20 protein-coding genes are annotated in these 22723 nt (G+C 43.2%); 11 read left to right on the forward strand and 9 right to left on the reverse strand.

Features of this window, described 5'->3' with window-relative positions:
* The first annotated feature begins 193 nt into the window (after positions 1–193).
* The 5 genes from IQO02_RS09940 to yfcE are packed head-to-tail and all read left to right on the forward strand — an operon-like array spanning position 194 to position 3056.
* Positions 194–931: a DUF1538 domain-containing protein gene (locus IQO02_RS09940; RefSeq protein ID WP_016793827.1), complete on the forward strand. Its 738-nt coding sequence runs from the start codon at positions 194–196 to the stop codon at positions 929–931.
* On the forward strand, positions 925–1719 hold the full coding sequence (locus IQO02_RS09945; protein ID WP_010436686.1) for a DUF1538 domain-containing protein: 795 nt from the start codon (positions 925–927) through the stop codon (positions 1717–1719). Before IQO02_RS09940 ends, IQO02_RS09945 begins: the two co-directional genes overlap by 7 nt.
* A complete protein-coding gene (locus IQO02_RS09950; RefSeq protein ID WP_010436689.1) occupies positions 1709–2059 on the forward strand; it encodes a P-II family nitrogen regulator in 351 nt (116 codons plus the stop codon). The genes IQO02_RS09945 and IQO02_RS09950 overlap by 11 nt, the downstream gene beginning before the upstream one ends.
* A complete protein-coding gene (locus IQO02_RS09955) occupies positions 2056–2463 on the forward strand; it encodes a CBS domain-containing protein (protein ID WP_010436692.1) in 408 nt (135 codons plus the stop codon). The genes IQO02_RS09950 and IQO02_RS09955 overlap by 4 nt, the downstream gene beginning before the upstream one ends.
* A 47-nt stretch (positions 2464–2510) precedes the next feature.
* Complete coding sequence (yfcE, locus tag IQO02_RS09960) at positions 2511–3056, forward strand: phosphodiesterase (RefSeq protein ID WP_010436695.1); 546 nt, start codon at positions 2511–2513, stop codon at positions 3054–3056.
* A gap of 138 nt (positions 3057–3194) precedes the next feature.
* Here yfcE and IQO02_RS09965 read toward each other — a convergent pair whose 3' ends face one another.
* From IQO02_RS09965 to IQO02_RS09975, 3 genes are all read right to left on the reverse strand, one after another.
* Positions 3195–3503 carry a SelT/SelW/SelH family protein gene (locus tag IQO02_RS09965; RefSeq protein WP_010436699.1) on the reverse strand — a complete coding sequence of 103 codons (309 nt, stop codon included), beginning with the start codon at positions 3501–3503 and terminating at the stop codon, positions 3195–3197.
* 163 nt (positions 3504–3666) lie between these two features.
* Complete coding sequence (locus tag IQO02_RS09970) at positions 3667–4182, reverse strand: regulatory protein ToxS (protein WP_010436702.1); 516 nt, start codon at positions 4180–4182, stop codon at positions 3667–3669.
* 1 nt (position 4183) lies between these two features.
* Positions 4184–5092, reverse strand: coding sequence for a transcriptional regulator (locus IQO02_RS09975; RefSeq protein ID WP_010436705.1), 909 nt, complete (start codon positions 5090–5092; stop codon positions 4184–4186).
* Between the two features lie 271 nt (positions 5093–5363).
* Here IQO02_RS09975 and htpG point away from each other — a divergent pair, with 271 nt between their 5' ends.
* The 3 genes from htpG (at position 5364) to hemH (ending at position 9533) form a co-directional block, all read left to right on the forward strand.
* Positions 5364–7268 carry a molecular chaperone HtpG gene (htpG, locus tag IQO02_RS09980; protein WP_010436709.1) on the forward strand — a complete coding sequence of 635 codons (1905 nt, stop codon included), beginning with the start codon at positions 5364–5366 and terminating at the stop codon, positions 7266–7268.
* 388 nt (positions 7269–7656) lie between these two features.
* Entirely contained in the window at positions 7657–8301 is a 645-nt protein-coding gene (gene adk / locus IQO02_RS09985) for an adenylate kinase (RefSeq protein ID WP_009847341.1), read from the forward strand.
* 269 nt (positions 8302–8570) lie between these two features.
* Positions 8571–9533: a ferrochelatase gene (gene hemH / locus IQO02_RS09990; protein ID WP_016787731.1), complete on the forward strand. Its 963-nt coding sequence runs from the start codon at positions 8571–8573 to the stop codon at positions 9531–9533.
* A 108-nt stretch (positions 9534–9641) separates the two neighbouring features.
* Here the strand turns inward: hemH and IQO02_RS09995 are convergent, their stop codons facing one another.
* Positions 9642–11030 carry a peptide MFS transporter gene (locus IQO02_RS09995; RefSeq protein WP_016787730.1) on the reverse strand — a complete coding sequence of 463 codons (1389 nt, stop codon included), beginning with the start codon at positions 11028–11030 and terminating at the stop codon, positions 9642–9644.
* Positions 11031–11532: 502 nt separating this feature from the next.
* Between IQO02_RS09995 and rfaH the strand changes: the two genes are divergently transcribed.
* Complete coding sequence (gene rfaH / locus IQO02_RS10000) at positions 11533–12039, forward strand: transcription/translation regulatory transformer protein RfaH (RefSeq protein WP_016787729.1); 507 nt, start codon at positions 11533–11535, stop codon at positions 12037–12039.
* A gap of 82 nt (positions 12040–12121) precedes the next feature.
* On the opposite strand, the gene asnB is transcribed toward rfaH, so the two are convergent.
* From asnB to nagA, 4 genes are all read right to left on the reverse strand, one after another.
* Positions 12122–13786, reverse strand: coding sequence for an asparagine synthase B (asnB, locus tag IQO02_RS10005; RefSeq protein WP_016767477.1), 1665 nt, complete (start codon positions 13784–13786; stop codon positions 12122–12124).
* A 234-nt stretch (positions 13787–14020) separates the two neighbouring features.
* Complete coding sequence (locus IQO02_RS10010) at positions 14021–15607, reverse strand: cation:proton antiporter family protein (RefSeq protein ID WP_016783781.1); 1587 nt, start codon at positions 15605–15607, stop codon at positions 14021–14023.
* 84 nt (positions 15608–15691) lie between these two features.
* Complete coding sequence (nagC, locus tag IQO02_RS10015; protein ID WP_010436729.1) at positions 15692–16906, reverse strand: DNA-binding transcriptional regulator NagC; 1215 nt, start codon at positions 16904–16906, stop codon at positions 15692–15694.
* 2 nt (positions 16907–16908) lie between these two features.
* Positions 16909–18045 carry an N-acetylglucosamine-6-phosphate deacetylase gene (nagA, locus tag IQO02_RS10020; protein WP_016767479.1) on the reverse strand — a complete coding sequence of 379 codons (1137 nt, stop codon included), beginning with the start codon at positions 18043–18045 and terminating at the stop codon, positions 16909–16911.
* A gap of 475 nt (positions 18046–18520) precedes the next feature.
* Here nagA and nagE point away from each other — a divergent pair, with 475 nt between their 5' ends.
* Positions 18521–20080, forward strand: a complete 1560-nt coding sequence (nagE, locus tag IQO02_RS10025; RefSeq protein WP_010436734.1) for an N-acetylglucosamine-specific PTS transporter subunit IIBC — start codon at positions 18521–18523, stop codon at positions 20078–20080.
* 302 nt (positions 20081–20382) lie between these two features.
* Positions 20383–22050: a glutamine--tRNA ligase gene (glnS, locus tag IQO02_RS10030; protein ID WP_016767481.1), complete on the forward strand. Its 1668-nt coding sequence runs from the start codon at positions 20383–20385 to the stop codon at positions 22048–22050.
* Between the two features lie 160 nt (positions 22051–22210).
* Here glnS and fcrX read toward each other — a convergent pair whose 3' ends face one another.
* Positions 22211–22660 (reverse strand): ferric iron uptake transcriptional regulator FcrX, encoded by a 450-nt coding sequence (fcrX, locus tag IQO02_RS10035; protein WP_010436739.1) that lies wholly within the window; start codon positions 22658–22660, stop codon positions 22211–22213.
* Positions 22661–22723: the final 63 nt, after the last annotated feature.

Genomic DNA, 22723 nt, shown 5'->3' on the forward strand with positions numbered 1-22723 from the left:
TGAAATTACGACCGCAATAAACAGGTACCTGAATTTAAATTTTGATGATGGACTATGTACCTTTATCACACTTATGAACTTTACTCAGATAGGTTACCAACTGCGTAATATTTGTCACACAAGCAATGATAAGGATTTGCCATGATTATTAGTAATTGATAACCGAACATAATCGCAAACAAAAGGAGTCACGATGACAGCAGTGCTTGCTTTGTTTCGAGCGATGTTAGGCAGTCTGAGAGATTTGTTACCGATTGTCGCGGTGATTGCTTTTTTTCAACTCGCGGTCCTCCAAGAGCCGCTTCCACATCTCTTTTCTATCCTTATTGGTTTGCTGCTGGTGGTTTTGGGTCTCACTTTCTTCATATTTGGACTCGAAATGGGACTTTTCCCGATTGGTGAGTCGATGGCTCAAGCATTTGCTCGTAAGGGGAGCGTGTTCTGGTTATTGACCTTTTCTTTTTGTTTGGGGTTTGGCACGACTATCGCTGAACCTGCATTAACTGCGGTAGCAGCCGAGGCGGCCGAAGTCGCGGCTGAGGGAGGGGTAATCCCTAACTCTTTAGATGAAATGGAACACTACGCGAATGGCTTACGATTCACTGTGGCGTTGTCAGTTGGTATCGCTATTTTACTCGGCGTATTGCGAATCCTAAAAGGCTGGCCAATTCAATACATGATTATTGGTGGTTATATTGGTGTCGTGGTGCTAACTGCATTTGCTCCTGAGAACATCATAGGCATTGCGTATGACTCTGGAGGGGTGACAACATCAACCATCACGGTTCCATTGGTTACAGCATTAGGGGTTGGTTTAGCTTCGGCAATCAAGGGACGTAATCCGATGATTGATGGGTTTGGCTTGATTGCTTTTGCTTCCTTGCTACCGATGATGTTTGTGATGGTTTATGGAATGGTGGTGACATTATGAGCTTTCAGCAATTTTTGGATACCTTTCTTGGTACCGTGACTGATGTCATTCCAATTGGGGTCATTATTTTTGGCTTTCAGTTAGTGGTGCTGCGTAAACCTGTGACTAATTTAGCCAAAGTATTGCTAGGTTTTTTCTACGTCATTTTAGGGTTATCTTTGTTTTTGATGGGACTAGAGTTGGCCCTGTTTCCTCTAGGGGAAACGATGGCGATGCAGTTGACCGAGCCAAACTTTTTATCGGAATTTAAGATCAGCTCAGGACATGGGTTGGTGTGGTTTGACTATTATTGGGTCTATCTGTTTGCATTTTTTATTGGCTTTAGTACCACTATTGCCGAACCTTCTTTGATTGCCGTCGCGATTAAAGCGAACCAAGTTTCTGGTGGCAGCATTAGTATCAACGGGTTAAGAATTGCGGTTGCACTCGGTGTTGCTATTGGTATATCTCTTGGGAGCTATCGTATCGTTGCAGGCGACCCTATACATTACTACATTATTTTCGGCTATGTCATCGTCGTGATTCAGACCCTTTATGCCCCCAAATTAATCATCCCTCTCGCATACGATTCTGGCGGTGTAACCACATCAACGGTGACGGTACCCTTGGTGACCGCGCTAGGATTAGGACTTGCTTCAACCGTACCTGGACGTAATCCAGTGATCGATGGTTTCGGCTTGATTGCATTTGCCAGCTTATTTCCAATTATTTCGGTTATGGGTTATGCCCAAATAACTCATTGGTTAAACCGTATATACACCTCTAAGGAGAGTAAAGATGCGCTTTAAACTGATCTTAGCGTTTGTAGAAGAGAGCAAGACAGACATCGTACTTGACGCCGCGCGTGATGCTGGAGCAACCGGGGCGACGGTGATTAACAATGCCAGAGGGCAAGGTTTAAACCAGAAACGTACCTTTTTTGGTTTGACGTTAGAGGTTCAAAAAGACGTGCTGCTGTTTGTCGTCGAGGAGCATCTAGCAAGGCATATTCTCGAAAGAATTAGTGAAGTGGGGGAGTTTGACCAAGAATCGGGACAGGGTATTGCGGTACAGATAGATGTCGAAGATGCCGTAGGGGTTGCGCATCAAGTAGAGAAGCTAACCAAGGTTGTGGAGGATGAACTATGAGTAGCAGCGAAAAAATCCGAGTAAGTGATGTGATGGCCAATACTTATGTGATTATCGATGGGTTAACCACCGTGTTAGAAGCGATTGAGATGGCAAGAGACCACAAGGTAAAAGCGATTATCGTTGACAAGCGTCATGAGGATGATGAATACGGCATTGTACTAATGAACGATATTGCTAAGAAAGTGCTTGCTAAGAACCGCTCTCCAAAGCGTACAAATGTTTATGAGATCATGACAAAACCAGCCTTAAGCGTATCGGCAGATATGAACGTTAAGTATTGTGCTCGTTTGTTTGAGCGCTTTGGTATCAGCCGTGCTCCGGTGGTCTGTGACAATAAGATAGTCGGTATGGTTAGTTACAATAATATCGTGATCAATGGTATGGCGAGAGATGACGTTTAACCTTTCAATACGTACAATAGACACATAATTTTTATGGAGAAGTATGTGTGAAATTATTTTTTACTTCCGATCTACACGGATCGCTACCAGCTACTGAAAAGGCATTAGAACTTTATCAAGCGTCTGGTGCGCAATATTTAGTTCTATTGGGTGATATTCTGAATCATGGTCCAAGAAACCCGATTCCTGAGGGATATAATCCGCCTGCGGTCGCAGAAAAGTTAAATGCGTTTTCAGAAGAGATTATCGCCGTTCGCGGTAATTGCGATAGCGAAGTGGATCAGATGTTGCTGTCTTTCCCGATGATGATGGATTATTCATGGGTACTGTTAGAGTCTGGCGCGCGTATCTTCTTAACTCATGGTCACCTTTATAACACCAACAAGCGACCTGTATTAAAAGCGGGTGATGTAATTGCGCACGGGCATACTCACATCCCTGTTGCAGAATACCAAGATGGTGTATTTATCTTCAATCCAAGCTCAGTCACGTTTCCAAGAGATGGTCATGCCGCTAGCTATGGCATCTATGAAAACAACACATTTCAAGTGATTAGCCTCGAAGGCGACTTGCTTGTGAGTGGCAATCTATAAACTGGTCGTCGTGAGTAAACCGATCAGAGACTTATGAATACTACAGTCGCCGATTGAGGAGAGTCGTTGATTTGAGTGCCTCAGTTAATTAAAAACAACAGTTAATTGAGGCTAAATAGCTAAACCCTTCTGGAACGCTTATTTTGAGTCTACGTGGCCAAGATCTTTATCTGGAGCAATGATGTTTCGAACTCTTTGCTTCAGTACTTTAGCTTCAGGAAAGCCTCCATCTGCTTTTCTTTCCCAAATTTGCACGCCATTACAAAAGATTTCGAACCTGCCTCCTGTGCCTGGGTTCAAACTCACTTGCTCTATTTCTTCACTGAAAGTATGCAGTAATTCTTGGCACAACCAACTAGAGCGAAGCATCCAATTACATTGACGACAATAGTGTATGGATATAGATGCTTTAGTGATTGATGATGCTTTGTCTGAGCTTGTATTCATTGGACGTCCTTTAAGTATGAGTAAATCCTGATACCAACATCATGACTTCAATGAGAATACAGATGCTACAGGTAATAAAAAAAAGGAGCATCATGCCCCTTTTTCTATTGGTATACCGTTTAAGGTTGCACAGCTATGGGTATGAGGTAGGAGCTATTCGACCTTAGTTTGAAAACAATACTGTAGAACCGTGATTCAAGCTAGTGAGTAACAGCGTTTTCGTGTTCACAATATCAATTCGACGGCTCTGTTCTGCATCCATCTTGATAACCTGAGTGATTAGGTTTAGCTGCTCTTCAGAGAAATCTTGGCGCTGGGCCGAAGTCACATCCTTAAACTCAGTAGGAGAGACAAGTAAGTAGTTGTCATTGATATCCCATTGACCCGTTTCTGAAATGTTGATCACATTCGCCGGTGCAGTTTGTGTGCTATATAGCCTAACTATCGACATTCTTAAGTAAGTGCCATTAGGTAAGTATTTTGCGTTGGAAGATAGTTCAACCTTACGAAGTGGGCCAATCGAGTCAGCTTGTTTGTTGTCAGTGATCAGAGTCACCATTTTTGACTGCCACTCGTGCTGAGTAAGTAGTCGCTCGACTTTTGCATCACTTCCCCAATACAACCAACCACTTAGGAATGCAGACAGGACCAGTAAAATAATGGATACTTTTAATTTCATATTACTGATTACCTTTACAAATGTCGTTTAAATCCGCCTGGTTAGCGTAAATTCTAAGGGTTACATTTTCACTCGAATATTCTTGGGGGTGAATATAGTTAAGAGCAAGATTATTGGTTTGACCGCCTGTCGCAATCACTTCAGCTGGCTTTAGCATTCCTGTGTGATTGGTATTGTAATGCAACACACATTTTTCTATGGCTGGTAGCCAACTGGATAGATCAGGGTGATTGATTGGTGATTGTACTTTCACGCCGTCAACCTCAGCTAACGTGCGAAACTCTGATTCTGCAGGATTAGTAAACGTCAAAACCAGAATAGGCATGATGAAAGCTGCAAGCAGTAACGAAAACGTTAGCCATTTATTGTTGTTGGTCGAAGCTAAAACGGGCGTTATGGTTGGCTCGACCTCAACTTTTGTCTCTTGAATTTTCGTGATTGGTGTTAGTTCTATGGTTTCAGATGCGATATCTTCGGTCGTCGTAGTATGTGCAAATGTCAAGATTGGTTCGACGTCATTTTCTGCAATTTCAGTCATCATTGACTGGTCACTTGATGAAAGTGGTGCAGAACGCTCAACAGTGGCAATAAATTGGTAACCCCGTTTTGGAACGGTCTTAACGAACTCTGGAGATTTGGTCGAGTCTTTCAGCATCTTTCTCAGTGTCGATACTGCTTGCGTTAAGCTTGAGTCATCGACCTCAAAGCCTTGGTCTCGCCAAACATATTCGTGCAATTCATTGCGAGTGATAACTTCATTGGGCCTTTCTGACAGCATTAGGAGAATGCGGCTTTCATTGCTACCAAGACGTACGACTTCGCCGTCGCTCATTTGGTCAACAAGTGAATTGCTATTTGGATCGAATACGAACCGCTGTGCGAGAATAAACTTTGTGCCGATATTGCTCATTGAATTCTTCTATTTTTGGATGATTTTGGGTGCGAAATAGACAAATTAGAGGTGAAGTTCGTCTGATTCTTCACCAAATTATGGCTTCTTTTATGTTCTTTTATATTTATCAGGCTCAAGGATAATAAAAACAGATCAAAAAAACAGTGTTTTTATGATTTTTGACCTTGAATTTACAATTGTCATCCTCATGTTAATGAACATATGAGAGGTATTCAATATAACGCCCCTGTATTTGTTCAACATAAAGTATAGATGTTTTGGAGTAAAAATGAGCGAAACGGCAACGCAAAATAAAGAGACTCGTGGCTTTCAATCTGAAGTAAAACAGCTACTTCATCTGATGATTCACTCACTGTATTCAAACAAAGAAATTTTCCTACGAGAGTTGATTTCTAACGCATCTGACGCGGCTGACAAGCTTCGTTTTCAAGCGCTATCGAATGGTGACCTCTACCAAGGTGACGCGGATCTAGGTGTTAAACTGTCGTTTAATGCGGAAGCAAATACTTTAACGATTTCTGACAACGGTATCGGCATGAGCCGCGACAACGTTATTGAGCATTTAGGTACGATCGCGAAGTCAGGCACTGCAGACTTTTTCTCAAAGTTGTCTGAAGATCAGAGCAAAGACTCTCAGCTGATCGGTCAATTTGGTGTTGGTTTTTATTCTGCATTTATCGTGGCAGACGCAGTAACTGTTCGCACTCGTGCAGCGGGCCTAGCGAGCAATGAAGCCGTTCAATGGCACTCTGCAGGTGAAGGTGATTACACCATTGAAGACATCACTAAAGAGTCTCGCGGTACCGACATCATTCTTCATATGCGTGAAGACGGCAAAGAGTTCTTAAATGAATGGCGTTTGCGTGAAGTGATCGGTAAATACTCTGACCACATCGGTATCCCGGTTTCTATCTTAACAGCCGTTAAAGATGACGAAGGTAAAGATACCGAGGAGGAGCATTGGGAACAGATCAATAAAGCGCAAGCACTTTGGACCCGCAACAAATCTGATATCGAGAAAGAAGAATACCAAGAGTTCTACAAACATGTATCTCACGACTTTGCTGATCCATTAACATGGAGCCACAACAAAGTTGAAGGTAAGAACGACTACACAAGCTTGCTTTACATCCCAGCGAAAGCTCCTTGGGATATGATGAACCGTGACCATAAGAGTGGCTTGAAACTCTACGTGCAGCGTGTATTCATTATGGATGATGCTGAACAATTCATGCCATCTTACATGCGTTTCGTTCGTGGTTTAATTGACTCAAATGATCTGCCTCTCAACGTGTCTCGTGAAATTCTCCAAGACAACAAGGTAACTCAATCTCTACGTGGTGCATGTACTAAACGTGTTCTAACGATGCTTGAGCGTATGGCAAAGAATGATAACGATAAGTACCTAGAGTTTTGGAAAGAGTTTGGCCTAGTGATGAAAGAAGGCCCAGCGGAAGACATGGCTAACAAAGAGAAGATCGCTGGTCTACTTCGTTTCTCATCTACGGAAGTAGACTCTGCAGAGCAAACCATCAGCCTTGCTTCTTATGTTGAGCGCATGAAAGAAGGCCAAGACAAGATTTACTATCTAACTGCTGATAGCTACGCAGCCGCTAAGAACAGCCCTCACTTAGAGCAGTTTAAAGCCAAAGGCATTGAAGTGGTTCTAATGTACGATCGCATTGACGAGTACGTGATGAACTACCTAACGGACTTCGACGGTAAGCAGTTCCAGTCAATCACTAAAGCTGGCTTAGATCTAAGCAAGTTTGAAGGTGAAGAAGAGAAAGAGAAGCAAAAAGAGACAGAAGAAGAGTTCAAATCTGTTGTCGAACGCACTCAAGCTTACCTTGGCAATCGTGTTAAAGAAGTTCGTACTACTTTCAAGCTAGCAACAACGCCAGCAGTCGTTGTCACTGACGACTTCGAAATGGGTACGCAAATGGCTAAACTTCTTGAAGCTGCTGGCCAAGCGGCACCTGAAGTTAAGTACATTTTTGAGATTAACCCTGAGCATGCTCTGGTTAAACAAATGGCAGATGAAGCGGACGAGCAAGCGTTCGGTCGTTGGGTTGAGTTACTCCTTGGCCAGGCTATGCTAGCTGAAAAAGGCTCAATGGAAGATCCGTCACAATTCTTGGGTGCAATCAACGAGCTACTAACAAAGCGTTAGTCTTTCGACTTTGGGCTAATCCAATAATTGTAATAAAAAGCTCGCAAATGCGAGCTTTTTTTATGAACGTCGTTGAAAATTCGGTAAATGTGGCCAACGCCACCGTTATCGTTACTACAAATGTTGTCGATGCATTCTTTAGTCGTAAATTCAGCCAAATTGAATATTAATGTGATAGAATGCTCGACCTAATCAGCTGGGACTAGGAACCTATCGTTCCCAGTTGTATGATTTTTAAACGTTATACCGAAACTTACCGTTTGGCTTCTATTTGCAGTTTTACTTAACCTCAATGGTTATCTAACGCTTTCTGTTTATCCTAAAAATGAACTACGAAAGTGGAATAGTGAGCTTCGGTATAAATCATAATTTTATAAGAGGATTAAACATGCGCATCATTCTTCTAGGTGCTCCTGGCGCGGGTAAAGGCACTCAAGCTAACTTCATCATGAACAAATTTGGTATCCCTCAAATTTCAACTGGTGACATGCTACGTGCTGCTATCAAAGCGGGTACTGAGCTTGGTAAGCAAGCAAAATCAGTAATCGACGCTGGTCAGCTAGTTTCTGATGAAATTATCCTTGGTCTTATCAAAGAGCGTATTGCTCAAGATGACTGCGAGAAAGGTTTCCTACTAGACGGTTTCCCACGCACAATCCCACAAGCTGATGGCCTTAAAGAAATGGGCATCGCTGTAGATTACGTTGTTGAATTTGACGTAGCTGATGATGTGATTGTTGAACGTATGGCTGGTCGTCGTGCTCACCTTCCTTCTGGTCGTACATACCACAATGTGTACAACCCACCTAAAGAAGAAGGCAAAGATGACATCACTGGCGAAGAACTAGTTGTACGTGATGACGACAAAGAAGAAACAGTTCGTGCTCGTCTAGGTGTGTACCACGATCAAACAGCTCCGCTTATTTCTTACTACGGTAAAGAAGCGGAAGCAGGCAACACTAAGTACCTTAAATTTGACGGTACTAAGCAAGTCGCTGAAGTTAGTGCAGAACTTGAGAAAGCACTAGCATAATTGGCTAACAGCCAGTTTTAGAATTTGATATATTAGAAGCGACCTTACGGGTCGCTTTTTTTGTTCCAAATTTTAGTACGATACCAATCTCGATAAGTTTGATTGCACATGATTCAAGATTATTAGTCCTGATGATAGATAGCAGTGTGGAGCTTGAGGTACCTCATGTTCAGAATGATTATTCAAACATTTGGTATACACAATGATCTTGAACTTATTCCGATTAGTATATTACTTTCCAGAAAATCACATATTAGTCTCAGGTATCTATGGAAAATAATAAAAAGCAGGGCGTTTTACTGGTGAACTTAGGGACTCCAGATTCGGCAACCCCGGCTGGCGTTCGTCGATTTTTGAGTGAATTCTTACATGACAAGCGAGTGGTAAACCTAACTCGTTGGCTCTGGTGTCCAATCCTGCATGGTGTAATCTTACCGATTCGAGCTCCGAAAGTGGCTAAATTGTATCGGTCTGTGTGGATGGACGATGGATCACCGCTGCTTGTGTACTCACAAAGACAAGCTGAGAAACTGCAGAAGAAATTGCAAATGCCTGTTGCGTTGGGTATGACCTATGGCAACCCAAGTCTTAAGACGGGTGTCGAACAGCTGATGGAGAAGGGCGTCGAAGACATCATCGTACTACCTCTGTACCCTCAGTACTCTGGAACAACGACAGCGGCTGTTTCTGATGGTTTAACTAAAGCCTTTAAACAGATGTCTGTGATTCCAAGCTACCGCTTTATTCGTGACTACTACGCGCATCCAAGTTACGCAAAAGCACTGGCTGAAAGCGTTCGTAGCCATTGGGATAAAAATGGCAGAGCCGATCATTTAGTGTGTTCTTTCCATGGTATCCCTAAGCGATTGGCAGATGAGGGTGATATTTACCCGCAGCATTGCGAAGCGACGACAAAATTACTGGCTGCAGAGTTAGAGTTGTCAGAGGACGATATTACCATGACGTACCAGTCTCGGTTTGGTCGAGAAGAGTGGTTGAAGCCTTACACTGACGAGACGCTGGAATCACTGCCGAGCAAGGGCATCAAAAAGATCGATATCATGGCACCTGCATTCTCAGTTGACTGTCTGGAAACGTTGGAAGAGATTTCGGACCAGTGCAAAGAGACCTTCATTGAAGCTGGTGGTTCAGACTTTAGCTATATTATGTGTCTCAACGACAGGGACTCTCATATTGATATGATGGCAGAGCTAGTGGCGATTCATCGCTAACGACTGTTTACTGGCAACAGCACTTCACATAATAGAAATAAAAAAGGACTGCTCATAGAGCAGTCCTTTTTTATTTTGATGTTTCGTCTAGTAATAGACGCTTAGCTATTAAACAGCTGAAGCTTCTGTTGTTTTTGGTTCAGCTTCTAGCAAGGTGTTAGTTTCTACGCCATGCATCCATGACACGAGTTTACCAGCACACAGCAACAGTAATATGCCACTCACCGTTGCAGTAATCGCAATACCACTGAAAATAGACATAGCACCAAGCTCACCTACGTGTGAACCTACCAGGCCTGCTACGTAGTTTGCAATGGCGTTAAAGCCAAACCATGCCCCCATCATTAACGATGCTAGGCGAAGTGGAGCTAACTTAGTGACCAACGACAGGCCAATAGGAGATAGACAAAGCTCACCAAGAGTATGGAAGAAGAAAGCACCGACTAGCCAAAGCATGGATGTTTTGACTGTTAGGTCGCCACCTTGTTCCATTACTGCCCCCATCATGCACACGAAGCCTAGAGCTAAGAAAAACAGAGCCATCGCAAATTTCACAGGAGAGTTTGGTTCGCGCTTACCAAGTTTGACCCAGAATGCGGCTATTAATGGCGCAAGTGTGATGATGAAGAACGGGTTCAGAGACTGGAACCAAGCAGCTGGTACTTCAAAATCGCCGATCATACGGTCAGTATATTGCTGAGTATAAATATTCATTAGGCCACCGGCTTGTTCAAAGCCTGCCCAGAAAACGATCACGAACAGACCCATAACCAGAATAACTTTTAATCTGTCGAACTCTTCTTTTGTGAGTGGCGTTTTCTCTTTCGACTTGTTCAGTGCTTTTGCTCGTGCAGCTGCTGGCACCGAACCGATGTTACCTAACCAAGATTGAGCCATCGTCATTTGCATAATCAGGCTAATGACCATACCAATACCGGCGGCAAGGAAACCTGCCTTCCAGCCGAAAGAGTCGACTGCAGCGCCTGAAATTAAGCCACCAAGTAGTGCGCCTAAGTTAATGCCCATGTAGAAAATGGTGAAAGCACCGTCACGTCGGTTATCGCCTTCTTGGTACAGATCGCCAACCATGGTCGAGATGTTTGGTTTAAACATGCCGTTACCACTGATAAGCAGCGCTAAACCAAGGTAAAGAGCGTTTACTTGGTCTAAGCCAATGAAACCATTGGGCAGAGCAAGTGTAAATTGACCAAGTGCCATTAATAGGCCACCAATCAAGATCGATTTACGTTGACCTAGGTAATTATCGGCAATCCAGCCACCAATTAATGGTGTGATATAGACTAAACCGGTGTAAATACCATAGAGATCGAGTGCGTCTTTTGTTGACCAACCAAGTCCACCGTTGAGGGTAGTGTCAGTTAAGAATAAAACCAGAATTGCACGCATCGCATAGTAGGAAAAACGTTCCCATAGCTCTGTGCTAAAAAGTAGAAATAGGCCTCTAGGGTGGCCAAAAATTTTGTGATTGCTTGGCATAAGTTTTACTAATTTTAGGTATTAAAAGATTTTATAGTTACTTATGTATACAGAGTAGAATAACCATCTGCAATAGGTGTATTTTATGGTTACGACAACTTATTTTTTATAAGTAAATGATAATGTGAGGTTTTCTTTGTAATGTCACCCAGTTAACGCGTGCTGCAAACTAATTTTTCAAATTTGGTTTGGTGGCGTAATAAACAATTCAAGCGCATCCCTGAATGGTTTAATTGTTATGTATTAGTTTGGTGTATTACTTCGGGTTTTAAAGAGTATGCTATGCATAATAGGAGTGGCGTACACACGCTTACAATAATGCACCTTTTTATCTGAAAACGATCCCTGTACAATGCTTAACCACTTTTGCTACCTATAACTTTTTGTTGATAAATTGGTCTGCTACGCATTATTTCTTGCTTGCTCGATTCATTTTATTAATGGCGATTCAACCGTTTTAGGCATGTGGTAAAATATCTAAAAATATAAAATGGCTAGTAAAATGAAACGTTGGTATTTACTTTACTGTAAGCGTGGTGATCAAAAACGCGCGCAGTTGCACTTAGAAAATCAAGGGGTGGAGTGTTTTTATCCCCAAATAGAAGTTGAAAAGGTTGTTCGAGGGAAAGAAAAGCAGGTCAAAGAACCGTTATTTCCATCTTACATCTTTGTTCGCTTTGATTATGAGCAAGGCCCAAGTTTTACGACGGTTCGCTCTACTCGTGGTGTTGTCGACTTTATTAAATTCGGATCTAGGCCACATGAAGTACAAGGTGATTTAGTGTTTGAGCTTAAAGAGTTCGAGAAATGTTTTAGTGACGATACTGAAGACTGTTGTATTGAGTTTGAATCAGGGCAAGTCGTGAAAATTAAGAGTGGTCAGTTTGCTGGTATTGAGGCTATCTATCATCAAAAAGATGGTGAGGCGCGTTCTATCATGTTAGTTAAGATGATCAGTCAAGTGGTACCTGTCAGTATTGAGAACGAGGCACTTCAAGCCCAAGCATAAGCGCAAGAATAAAAACAAGGCTTAATAAAAAAGGCGCATTATGCGCCTTTTTAGTGTTTAGCATTTATTCAAACGAAACCTCTTAGTAAGAGTCGTTGTGAACGGCTTGTACCGCACGACCAGATGGGTCTACACAGTTTTTGAATGACTCATCCCATTCAATGGCTTTCGCAGATGAACAGGCAACCGAAGGACCGCCAGGGACACATTCTGCTGCTGATTCTAGAGGGAATAACTCTTCGAAGATCTCACGGTAAGCGTAACCTTCTTTGGTTGTTGGCGTGTTGTAAGGGAAACGGAATTTAGCGGCTTCCATTTGTTGATCCGTTACTTTTGCTTCAGCCGTTGCTTTCAACGTATCGATCCAATCGTAGCCAACGCCGTCAGAGAACTGTTCTTTTTGACGCCAAGCGATTGAGTCTGGTAGGTAGTCTTCAAAACACTCACGTAGGATGTGTTTCTCCATCTTACCGTTACCACACATTTTATCTTCAGGGTTCAGACGCATTGCTACATCAATGAACTCTTTATCTAAGAATGGTACACGACCTTCAACGCCCCATGCCGCCAGTGATTTGTTTGCACGAGCACAGTCGAACATGCTTAGAGCAAGTAGCTTACGTACTGTCTCTTCATGGAACTCTTTTGCGTTTGGTGCTTTATGGAAGTATAGGTAACCACCAAAGATCTCATCAGCACCTTCGCCAGACAGTACCATTTTGATGCCCATTGCTTTGATCTTACGAGCAAGTAAGTACATCGGCGTTGATGCACGAATCGTCGTTACATCGTAAGTCTCGATGTGGTAAATAACATCACGGATGGCATCTAAGCCTTCCTGAATGGTGTAAGTCATCTCGTGGTGCACTGTACCGATCTTGTCTGCAACTTCACGAGCAGCGATAAGATCTGGTGCGCCTTCAAGGCCAACAGCGAATGAGTGCAGTTGTGGCCACCAAGCTTCAGATTGCTCATCATCTTCGATACGCATTGCTGCAAAGCGTTTAGCGACTGCTGAAGTAATTGATGAATCAAGGCCTCCAGATAGAAGTACACCGTAAGGAACATCAGTCATTAGTTGACGTTTAACGGCTGCTTCTAGCGCTTCAGTCAGTTCTTCTTTGCTTGTGCTGTTGCCTTGTACCGCAGCGTACTCGTTCCAATCGCGGATGTAATAGCGTTGAGGTTCTGCATCTTTTGAAGAGTAGAAGCTACCCGGAGGGAATTCACTGATTGTTTTACATACTTCAACCAATGCTTTCATCTCTGAAGCAACGTAGTAGTTGCCGTGCTCATCGTAACCTTGATAAAGCGGGATAATACCAATATGGTCGCGGCCCACTAGGTACTCGTCTTTCTCTTCGTCGTATAAAACGAATGCGAAAATACCGTTAAGCTCTTCTAAAAGGTCTGCGCCCATTTCTTGGTATAACGCTAGGATTACTTCACAGTCAGAATCTGTCTGAAACTGGTACTTATCTTCATAGCGTGCACGAAGTTCTTTGTGGTTATAAATTTCGCCGTTCACTGCAAGAATGTGTTTTTTATCTTGGCTGTATAGTGGCTGTGCGCCACTGTTCAGGCCAACGATAGCCAAACGTTCGTGAGCGAGGATTGCTTTTTCACCAGCGTAGATACCAGACCAGTCTGGACCACGGTGACGAAGCTTCTTTGACATTTCTAAAGCAATAGGGCGAAGTGCTGCGGCATCACTTTTAATGTCGAGAATGCCAAATACTGAACACATAGAACTTCCTTTTAAATAATTTCTAAATTAACTGCATTCAATTTGCCATTCTGGCTAAAAAAAGCAACCAGATGTGAGCAAAAAAATAATATAAAGGGTGTTCTGTTAGAAAATATCTAATTATTTAGCGTTTTTGGTGTTTGCTATCTAATTGTGGTCGGTTTTTTGTACAGAAACCTCCCAAAAGTGCAAAAAAACAGCAAATTTGAGAGGTTTGGCAGAGGGCATTTAAGGTTAGGTTTTATCGATATTTGGGTTTAGTTGTTCGCAGACGTGTCGAGCAAAACCACTACCCGCTTCGCTGTAAATATTAAATGCCGCATCGACGCCATTCTCTTTCAGTGTTTCGAGCTGATCGGGATACTCAGCAATCGCCGCAATTTGACCTTTAAAGTGGCGTGACTTCAATTGCTCTAAGGCGGTTTGATTTCCTTGGTGATGAGGCATCGCCAAGATCACTAACTTCACGTTTGCTGTATCTAAGATACGCTCCCAGAAATCTGGGTCAGTTGCATCGCCAGAAATAACGTTTCTTCCTAGGTTTCTATGGTTGTGTGCCGCTTCTTCACGAACTTCGACACCTAAGCTAACCTTGCCATAGCGCGAACGTAATTCATCGTAGGCGCCAGTACCAATACGTCCCATACCTAGAATCAATACCTGTGCACGGCCCGGGTCAATTCGTTTATCACGTTGGTTAAGTTTTTCAGCTGCATGCTCTTTTAACCAGCGGCCTGATTGTTGATAAAGTTTGTGGCCCGCTTTGTTTAGAGGCGCAGCGATCAAAAACGATAGCGAAACTGCAATCGCCACAGCCACCAAGATGTCACCAGACATCCAACCCATCTTAAAGGCTAAACCGCCAACGATAAGACCAAATTCACTGTAGTTAAACAGTGATAGAGAGGCGAGTAGGGATGTTCGAACACGGAATTTGAAGCGGTTGAGTACCAAGAAGTAAAGCACGCCTTTCACTGGCAGCAACAGCAAGAATAAGATGGCGAGCATGAAGCCTTGGATAGTAGGTTGCTCGGATAACCCAATATTCAAGAAGAAGCAAACGAGGAAAAGCTCTTTGAGGTTAAACAGCGATTTCGACAGCTCTGAAGCTTTTGGGTGACCTGCTAGCAACATACCTAAGATAAGAGCGCCCAAGTCTGGTTTTACACCTACAAACTGGAACAAGCCAGCACCAACAACTAATGCGAAAAAGATGCCGAACAGCACCAACATTTCACCGTGCCCAACCCAATCAAGGATTTTGTAGAACAGCGGACGTAAAAATGGTAAAGCGAAGAGTGCGATGGCGTACCACTCTGGAATCTTACCTGTCGATGCGGTCAAAAAGACCACTGCAAAGATATCCTGCATGACGAGAATACCAATCGCTAGCGTGCCATAGGTCGCGTTCATTTCCCCTTTCTCTTGCAGAGACTTTACCGCGAATACGGTACTAGAGAATGAGAGAGCGAAACCGAGTAGAACGATTTGTTCTATCGACATTGCTGCTAGAGACGAAATACCTAAGAATTTAAAACCAAACAGGGCTACAGCAAAAAACAGAGTGGATAAAAGGTTATGGATGGTAGCACCGGCCCAGATCTCTTTAGAGAGTAGGGTTTTGATGTCTAGCTTTAAGCCAATAGTAAATAGGAGCAGGGTGACACCAAGGTCAGCCAAGGTAATGATGGTGTCATTGGTTTCAAAACCCAGAGCAAATAGCCCAAAACCAGCGACCAAAAAGCCGACCAATGGGGGAAGGTGACACTTTAAAGCAATAAATCCTGCAATAAACGCAGTGGATATTAATATAAGTTCCATAACTTGTTGTTGTAGTTCCCTAGCTTAAAAAAACGGGCCGTGTTTATACAAACACGGCCCGCGGACAATCAGAATTGTTTTTCTTTAGTCTTCGAGTAGCTTTTGAAGTAACACACCGTTGAGCATGGCGCGCTTGATCATGGCAAAAGCTCCCATCGTAGGATGTTTATCGATCTGAGATGCTACAATAGGCAGGCCGCTATGGAAAGCCGTTAACGACTGATTCTCAACATTGCGCTTAATCGCAGGGAAAACAATCTCTTGTGCCTTAGTTATATCACCAGCAATGATAACTTTCTGAGGGTTAAATAAGTTAATCGTCATTGCGATAGCCTTACCTAACTGATTTCCTACTCGAACTAAGCTTTGCTTCGCTAGTTCATCACCATTAATCGCGTGGTCACAAACATCTTGAATCGTAATATGTTCAAGCTCGGTCAAAGAAGACTCATAGCCTTGCTTAATCAGCTTCTGTACTCGCTCAACAATGGCCGGGTTTGCCGCTACTGTTTCAAGACAGCCGAAGTTACCACATTGGCATTGCTCGCCGAGCGGATCAATTTGGATATGACCAATTTCACCCACGTTGCGGTTATGGCCTAGGAACACTTGACCATTTACAATAATGCCGGCACCTGTACCGCGGTGAACACTAACTAAAATAGAGTCTTGGCTATCTTTACTCGCACCGAAGTAGTGCTCAGCAAGTGCCATTCCTCTAACGTCATTACCCACAAAACAAGCAACATGGAATGTGTCACGAATAATGTCGCTTAATGCTAGGTTATCGATGTCTGTGTTTGGCATGTACTCAACAACACCTGTTGTTGGGTTAACCAAGCCAGGAAGAGTGACACCAATGGCAATCAACTGATCGATCTTTGGTTGATGTTCAGCAATGAAAGCCTTCAAGCTATTGACCAAGCCTTGGGTAAGGTCTGATTGGTCTGAATAATTCAGGTCTTGTTGTTGGAAAGCCAATTCACGACCGCCAAGGTCATGCAGGCTTATTTGAATGTAGTCTCGCCCCAAACGCACAGCAACAGAATGAAAGGGTTCTACTTCTGTGGTTAGGGAAATAGCGCGTCTACCGCCAGTAGACGCTTGCTGCGCAACCTCTTTAATTAGGCCGCGTTCTAAAAGTTGGCGGGTAATTTTTGTAACACTTGCCGGTGCGAGTTGGCTTACATCAGCCACTTGTATACGACTGATAGGCCCTTGTTGGTCTATAAGTCGGTATACCGCTGCACTGTTTAGTTGTTTAACTAAGTCTACGTTACCTATTTGTCCGCCATTCATACTTAATTGTGCTCGTATTGTCCGTTAACAACAGTCGCTTTAACGTTAAAGTCTCGGTCAAATACGGCAAGGTTTGCAACCATGCCTTTTTTGATTCGACCTAGCTTGCTTTCTACACCGATAGCCTGAGCTGGGTATAGCGTAGCCATGCGAAGAGCTTCGTCTAAAGCGATACCAGCGTGCTCAACTGTATTCTGAACTGCTTCAATCATAGTCAGAGCTGAGCCGCCCAGTGTGCCGTTTTCATCAACACACTTACCATCACGGTAATATACTTTCTTACCGACAAAAATAAAGTATTCCATGTCAGCACCTGCAGGAGCTGTGGCATCCGTCACTAATACCAACTTTTCTCCTTTTATTTTATGTGCAATTCGGATGTTTGCGTAATCAACGTGGAAACCGTCAGCGATGATGCCAGCGTAAACTTCAGGCGTGTCGTAAATCGCGCCAACAACGCCAGGTTCACGACCAACCATAGGTGTCATAGCGTTGAACAGGTGAGTCGCGAAAGTGATGCCTGATTCAAAGCCTTGACGCGCTTCAGCGTAAGTGGCATTGGTGTGGCCGATAGAAACCACTACGCCAGCTTTGTGTAGACGCTCAATATGTTCTGGGTCGTTGAGCTCAGGAGCCAGTGTTACTTTGGCCACAAGGTCACTGTTTTCACAGATAAGCTCAATCATTTCATTGTCAGATTTACGAATGTGATCGACACTGTGGATGCCTTTTTTCGCAACGTTTAGATATGGGCCTTCAAGGTGCAAACCTAAAGACTGGTTTTGGTATTGGTTGTGGTATTCACGAGCTGCCGTAATAACCGCGCGCATATCTTCGTCCGAAGAGGTGATTAGCGTAGGTAAAAAGCTAGTACAGCCCGATTTAAGGTTTGCTTTATGCATGATCTGCATTGTGTCAGCAGTGATCTCATCATTCAGCATTACACCGCCACAGCCATTCAGTTGTAGATCAATAAAACCCGGGCTTAGATTTGTACCATCTAGGTCACGGACCTCGATTCCTTCTGGTAATTCAGAGATAGGACAGACTTTTTTGATCAGTTCGTTTTCAATTACAACAGCATGATCGGTTAGAACATCACTACCAGTGTAAATTTTACAGTTACTTAGCGCGTACATAGTCAGCTAATCCTTATTTCATGAGATCTTTTAAATTTGTTCGTTACCTAAATGTGGACTTAGTTTGCGAGCATCATTTACGTAACGATTTATCTTTTACGAGCAAACGTTTTTAAAATGAGAAACGTATTTAAGTGTTTGAAAAACAAATGAACAATTAGTTAATTTTATAGTTTTAAGCTAATGTTTTTCGGTTGTTTATTGGCATTTTCTACCTAAAATAACCGGGCATTAACCCAATCTTTATATTTGGATTTTATCTATAAATGTTCATTTTTTTGAATGATAAAATAAGTTTTATGATCTCGCTAGCAAAAACCTCTGGATTTGGTAAAAACTGGTGATTAGGATCACAAATGGTAAGGTTTTAATTTGCGGAGCAAAATTAATTGAATACACTGAATAGGACTAAATTGAGCGACTAAAATAAGTTTCTCAGACGAATTCTAAAAAATCCTATAGGGGGAAACAACTGGTGAATATTCTAGGATATGCACAGAAGCTAGGTAAAGCGTTAATGCTACCTATCGCAACGCTTCCGATTGCGGCGCTTCTACTACGTTTAGGTCAAGGCGATCTACTTGATATTCCATTTATGGCGCAAGCTGGTGGTGCTATCTTCGGTAACCTACCATTGCTTTTTGGTCTAGGTATCGCGATTGGTCTTTCTAAAGATGGTAACGGCGCAGCGGGTCTTGCTGGTGCAGTTGCTTACTTCGTACTAACAGCTACAGCAACGACAATTAACGCCGACGTTAACATGTCGTTCTTCGGCGGTATCTTCGCAGGTATCATCGCAGGTCACTCTTACAACGCCTTCCATGCAACACGTCTTCCTGAGTGGCTGGCTTTCTTCGCAGGTAAACGTTTAGTACCAATCATGGCCGGCTTATTTGCACTTGTTGCAGGTGCTGTGTCTGGTGTGGTTTGGCCTGGTGTTCAATCTGGTCTAGACGCACTAGCTCACGCAGTATCAACGTCTGGCGCTGTTGGTCAATTCGTTTACGGTACTCTTAACCGTGCACTTATCCCTGTTGGTCTTCACCACGTATTGAACTCATACTTCTGGTTTGGTATGGGCACATGTCAAGAAATCATCGTTGCTGGTCAAGGCGCATTCGCTGGTATCACTCAACTTTGTGTTGACCCTGCACTGGCTAAAACACTAGTTGTTGGTCAAGAGCACACGTTCACATTCGCTAACTCTGTTACTCCAGAAATCACAACTGTTGTGAAAGAAGTGACTGAAACAGTTAAATCTGGCGACCTACACCGTTTCTTCGGTGGTGATAAAGGTGCTGGCGTATTCATGAACGGTTTCTTCCCTGTAATGATGTTTGGTCTACCAGGTGCTGCACTTGCAATGTACCTAGCTGCTCCTGCTGAAAAACGTAGTCAAGTTGGTGGCGCACTGTTCTCTGTTGCATTCTGTTCATTCCTAACAGGTATCACAGAGCCGCTAGAATTCATGTTCGTATTCCTAGCTCCTGCTCTATACGCAATGCACGCTGTATTTACTGGTCTGTCTCTAGTTGTTGCTAACATGTTTGGTACTTTGCACGGTTTCGGTTTCTCTGCTGGTCTTATCGACTTCGTATTGAACTGGGGTCTAGCAACTAAACCATTCACTCTACTATTGATTGGCTTAGCATTCGGTGCTCTATACTTCTTCACTTTCTCTTTCGCAATCCGCGCTTTCAACTTGAAATCGCCAGGTCGTGAAGATGATGACGAAGCTGTAGCGGCTCCTGCTGGCGACGCACCTAAAGGTGAGGTTGCACGCCAATACCTAAAAGCACTAGGTGGTCACGAAAACCTGACTTCAATCGATGCTTGTATCACTCGTCTACGTCTAACGCTAAAAGACCGCTCTATCGCTGATGAAGTTGTTCTTAAGAAGCTCGGCGCTAAAGGTGTGGTTAAACTAGGTGAAAACAACCTACAGGTTATCCTAGGTCCACTAGCTGAAATTGTAGCTGGCGAAATGAAAGCTATCGGTGCAGGTGAAGACCTATCTGATGTAAAACTTCCATAGTAAGGGAAGTACTTAATTAAGACGTAAAGTTACTCTTAAGTAAGTGTCAAATTGAAAGCCTCCCACATGGGAGGCTTTTTTGTGCCTGTTGTTTAGAGCCAGTGAACAATGTTCGTTCTATTCTTCATCGAATCGGAGAAATAATCACAATTAAAGGACGGTTCTTATTGTGCAAAGGCGCAGAATTGTGGATGATTAGCAACAATGATCTTTCTATCTTTGACAGGCAATAAAAGCGGCCTTTGTCTCGGATATGAAAGATAACTTTCTCTGACAATACTAAATACATAGAGGTGCTATAGATGAGTGAAGCTGAGGCTCGTCCATCGAATTTCATTCGCCAAATTATTGATAAAGATTTAGCGGATGGTACACACAGTAGCGTGCATACTCGTTTCCCGCCGGAGCCAAATGGCTACCTGCACATTGGTCACGCTAAATCTATTTGCTTGAACTTTGGTATTGCTCAGGACTACCAGGGACAATGTAATCTTCGTTTCGATGATACAAACCCTGAAAAAGAAGACGTTGAATACGTTGAGTCAATTAAGAATGATGTAAGCTGGTTAGGCTTCGAATGGTCTGGTGATATTTGTTATTCATCAAACTACTTCGATACGCTTTACGCTTATGCTGTGGAATTAATTAATAAAGGCTTAGCGTATGTTGACGAGCTAAGTCCTGAGCAGATCCGTGAATACCGTGGCACGTTAAAAGAGCCTGGTAAAGCGAGTCCATATCGTGACCGCAGCCCTGAAGAGAACCTAGCGTTGTTTGAAAAAATGCGTGACGGTGGCTTTGAAGAAGGTAAAGCGTGCCTACGTGCTAAGATCGACATGAGCTCTTCATTTATGGTGATGCGCGATCCTGTTATCTACCGTGTTCGTTTTGCTCACCACCATCAGACAGGTGACAAGTGGTGCATTTACCCAATGTACGACTTCACACACTGTATCTCTGATGCACTAGAAGGCATTACCCACTCTATCTGTACGCTTGAATTCCAAGATAACCGTCGTTTGTATGACTGGGTGCTAGACAACATCACGATTGATTGCCAACCTCGTCAGTACGAGTTTAGCCGTCTGAATCTTGAATACACGGTAATGTCGAAGCGTAAGCTGAACCAGCTTGTGGTTGAAAACCTAGTTGAAGGTTGGGACGACCCTCGTATGCCAACTATCTCTGGTCTACGTCGTCGTGGTTTCACTTCAAGCTCTATCCGTGAATTCTGTAAGCGTATTGGTGTGACTAAGCAAGAGAACATGATTGAGTTCGGTTCACTTGAATCTTGTATCCGTGATGATCTGAACGAAAATGCACCTCGTGCAATGGCTGTTCTGGATCCGGTTAAGATCGTTATCGAAAATTACGAAGCAGACGCAGTAGAAACGCTAACCGTTGCAAACCATCCAAACAAGCCAGAAATGGGCACTCGTGAAGTACCATTTACGCGTGAAATTTGGATTGAACGTGATGACTTCCGTGAAGAAGCAAACAAAAAGTATAAGCGTTTGGTTCTAGGTAAAGAAGTTCGTTTACGTGGTGCTTACGTGATTAAAGCTGAACGTATCGAAAAAGATGCAGAAGGCAACATTACGACTATCTTCTGTTCTTACGATAACGAAACCTTGGGTAAGAACCCTGCAGATGGCCGTAAAGTGAAAGGCGTTATCCACTGGGTATCGGCTGATAAAGCATTGCCTGCTGAGATTCGTTTGTACGATCGTCTATTCACCGTGGCAAACCCAGCTGCTGCTGATGACTTTGCTGCAACGCTCAACCCTGAATCACTTGTTACACTTAACGGTTTTGTTGAACCTAGCCTAGCTGAAGGTGTAGCAGAGCAAGCGTACCAGTTTGAACGAACAGGTTACTTCTGTGTAGATTCGAAAGATTCTAAAGCAGCTGCACTAGTATTCAACCGTACGGTTGGTCTACGCGATACTTGGGGAAAAACTGAAGCTTAATCGCTAAAGTGATTCGCTTTCGATAAGCACCCTAATAAAAAACCGGCTTAGAGCCGGTTTTTTTGTATCTGAATAAAGTCGTCAATTATAGAATAAGTTGCGATTAATCGTCTTATGTAGTGACCATATAAAAAACGCCGGCCCAAGCCAGCGTTCTATGTTACTTCTTCGCTTTATGCGCGTCTGGATTGCCTTTGCAATCTCCGGTAATGCTCTTTCCGTATAAGTACAAACTGTGGTTTGTCAACTTCACGTTGTAACGCTCTGCAATTTCTTTTTGTCTTTCTTCGATAAGGTCATCAGAGAATTCGATAACTTCGCCACAGTCTAGACACACTAGGTGATCATGGTGGTGCTGTGTTGAAAGTTCAAATACAGACTTACCGCCTTCAAAGTGGTGACGCGTTACAATACCTGCGTCATCGAACTGGTTAAGCACTCGATAAACGGTAGCAAGGCCAATCTCTTCACCTAAGTCGATCAGCTTTTTATATAAATCTTCAGCACTAATATGTTGGCAGTCTGGCTGTTGTAATACTTCTAAAATTTTGAGCCGTGGAAGGGTCACTTTAAGACCAGCATCTTTTAGCGCTTGATTATTGTCTGACATATACTTTCCTGTTGATGATCTGCCGCAATTAACAGAATTCAATATTAATACCATTATAGTTTA

This window comes from Vibrio sp. OPT24, assembly GCF_015163545.1.
Taxonomy (GTDB): domain Bacteria; phylum Pseudomonadota; class Gammaproteobacteria; order Enterobacterales; family Vibrionaceae; genus Vibrio; species Vibrio cyclitrophicus.

Bases quoted from the DNA above. Each gene is read 5' to 3' on its own strand.
- IQO02_RS09940 (WP_016793827.1), top strand. From the start codon at position 194: ATGACAGCAGTGCTTGCTTTGTTTCGAGCGATGTTAGGCAGTCTGAGA.
- IQO02_RS09950 (WP_010436689.1), top strand. From the start codon at position 1,709: ATGCGCTTTAAACTGATCTTAGCGTTTGTAGAAGAGAGCAAGACAGAC.
- IQO02_RS09955 (WP_010436692.1), top strand. From the start codon at position 2,056: ATGAGTAGCAGCGAAAAAATCCGAGTAAGTGATGTGATGGCCAATACT.
- IQO02_RS09965 (WP_010436699.1), bottom strand. From the start codon at position 3,503: ATGAATACAAGCTCAGACAAAGCATCATCAATCACTAAAGCATCTATA.
- IQO02_RS09970 (WP_010436702.1), bottom strand. From the start codon at position 4,182: ATGAAATTAAAAGTATCCATTATTTTACTGGTCCTGTCTGCATTCCTA.
- IQO02_RS09975 (WP_010436705.1), bottom strand. From the start codon at position 5,092: ATGAGCAATATCGGCACAAAGTTTATTCTCGCACAGCGGTTCGTATTC.
- htpG (WP_010436709.1), top strand. From the start codon at position 5,364: ATGAGCGAAACGGCAACGCAAAATAAAGAGACTCGTGGCTTTCAATCT.
- adk (WP_009847341.1), top strand. From the start codon at position 7,657: ATGCGCATCATTCTTCTAGGTGCTCCTGGCGCGGGTAAAGGCACTCAA.
- hemH (WP_016787731.1), top strand. From the start codon at position 8,571: ATGGAAAATAATAAAAAGCAGGGCGTTTTACTGGTGAACTTAGGGACT.
- IQO02_RS09995 (WP_016787730.1), bottom strand. From the start codon at position 11,030: ATGCCAAGCAATCACAAAATTTTTGGCCACCCTAGAGGCCTATTTCTA.
- rfaH (WP_016787729.1), top strand. From the start codon at position 11,533: ATGAAACGTTGGTATTTACTTTACTGTAAGCGTGGTGATCAAAAACGC.
- asnB (WP_016767477.1), bottom strand. From the start codon at position 13,786: ATGTGTTCAGTATTTGGCATTCTCGACATTAAAAGTGATGCCGCAGCA.
- IQO02_RS10010 (WP_016783781.1), bottom strand. From the start codon at position 15,607: ATGGAACTTATATTAATATCCACTGCGTTTATTGCAGGATTTATTGCT.
- nagC (WP_010436729.1), bottom strand. From the start codon at position 16,906: ATGAATGGCGGACAAATAGGTAACGTAGACTTAGTTAAACAACTAAAC.
- nagA (WP_016767479.1), bottom strand. From the start codon at position 18,045: ATGTACGCGCTAAGTAACTGTAAAATTTACACTGGTAGTGATGTTCTA.
- glnS (WP_016767481.1), top strand. From the start codon at position 20,383: ATGAGTGAAGCTGAGGCTCGTCCATCGAATTTCATTCGCCAAATTATT.
- fcrX (WP_010436739.1), bottom strand. From the start codon at position 22,660: ATGTCAGACAATAATCAAGCGCTAAAAGATGCTGGTCTTAAAGTGACC.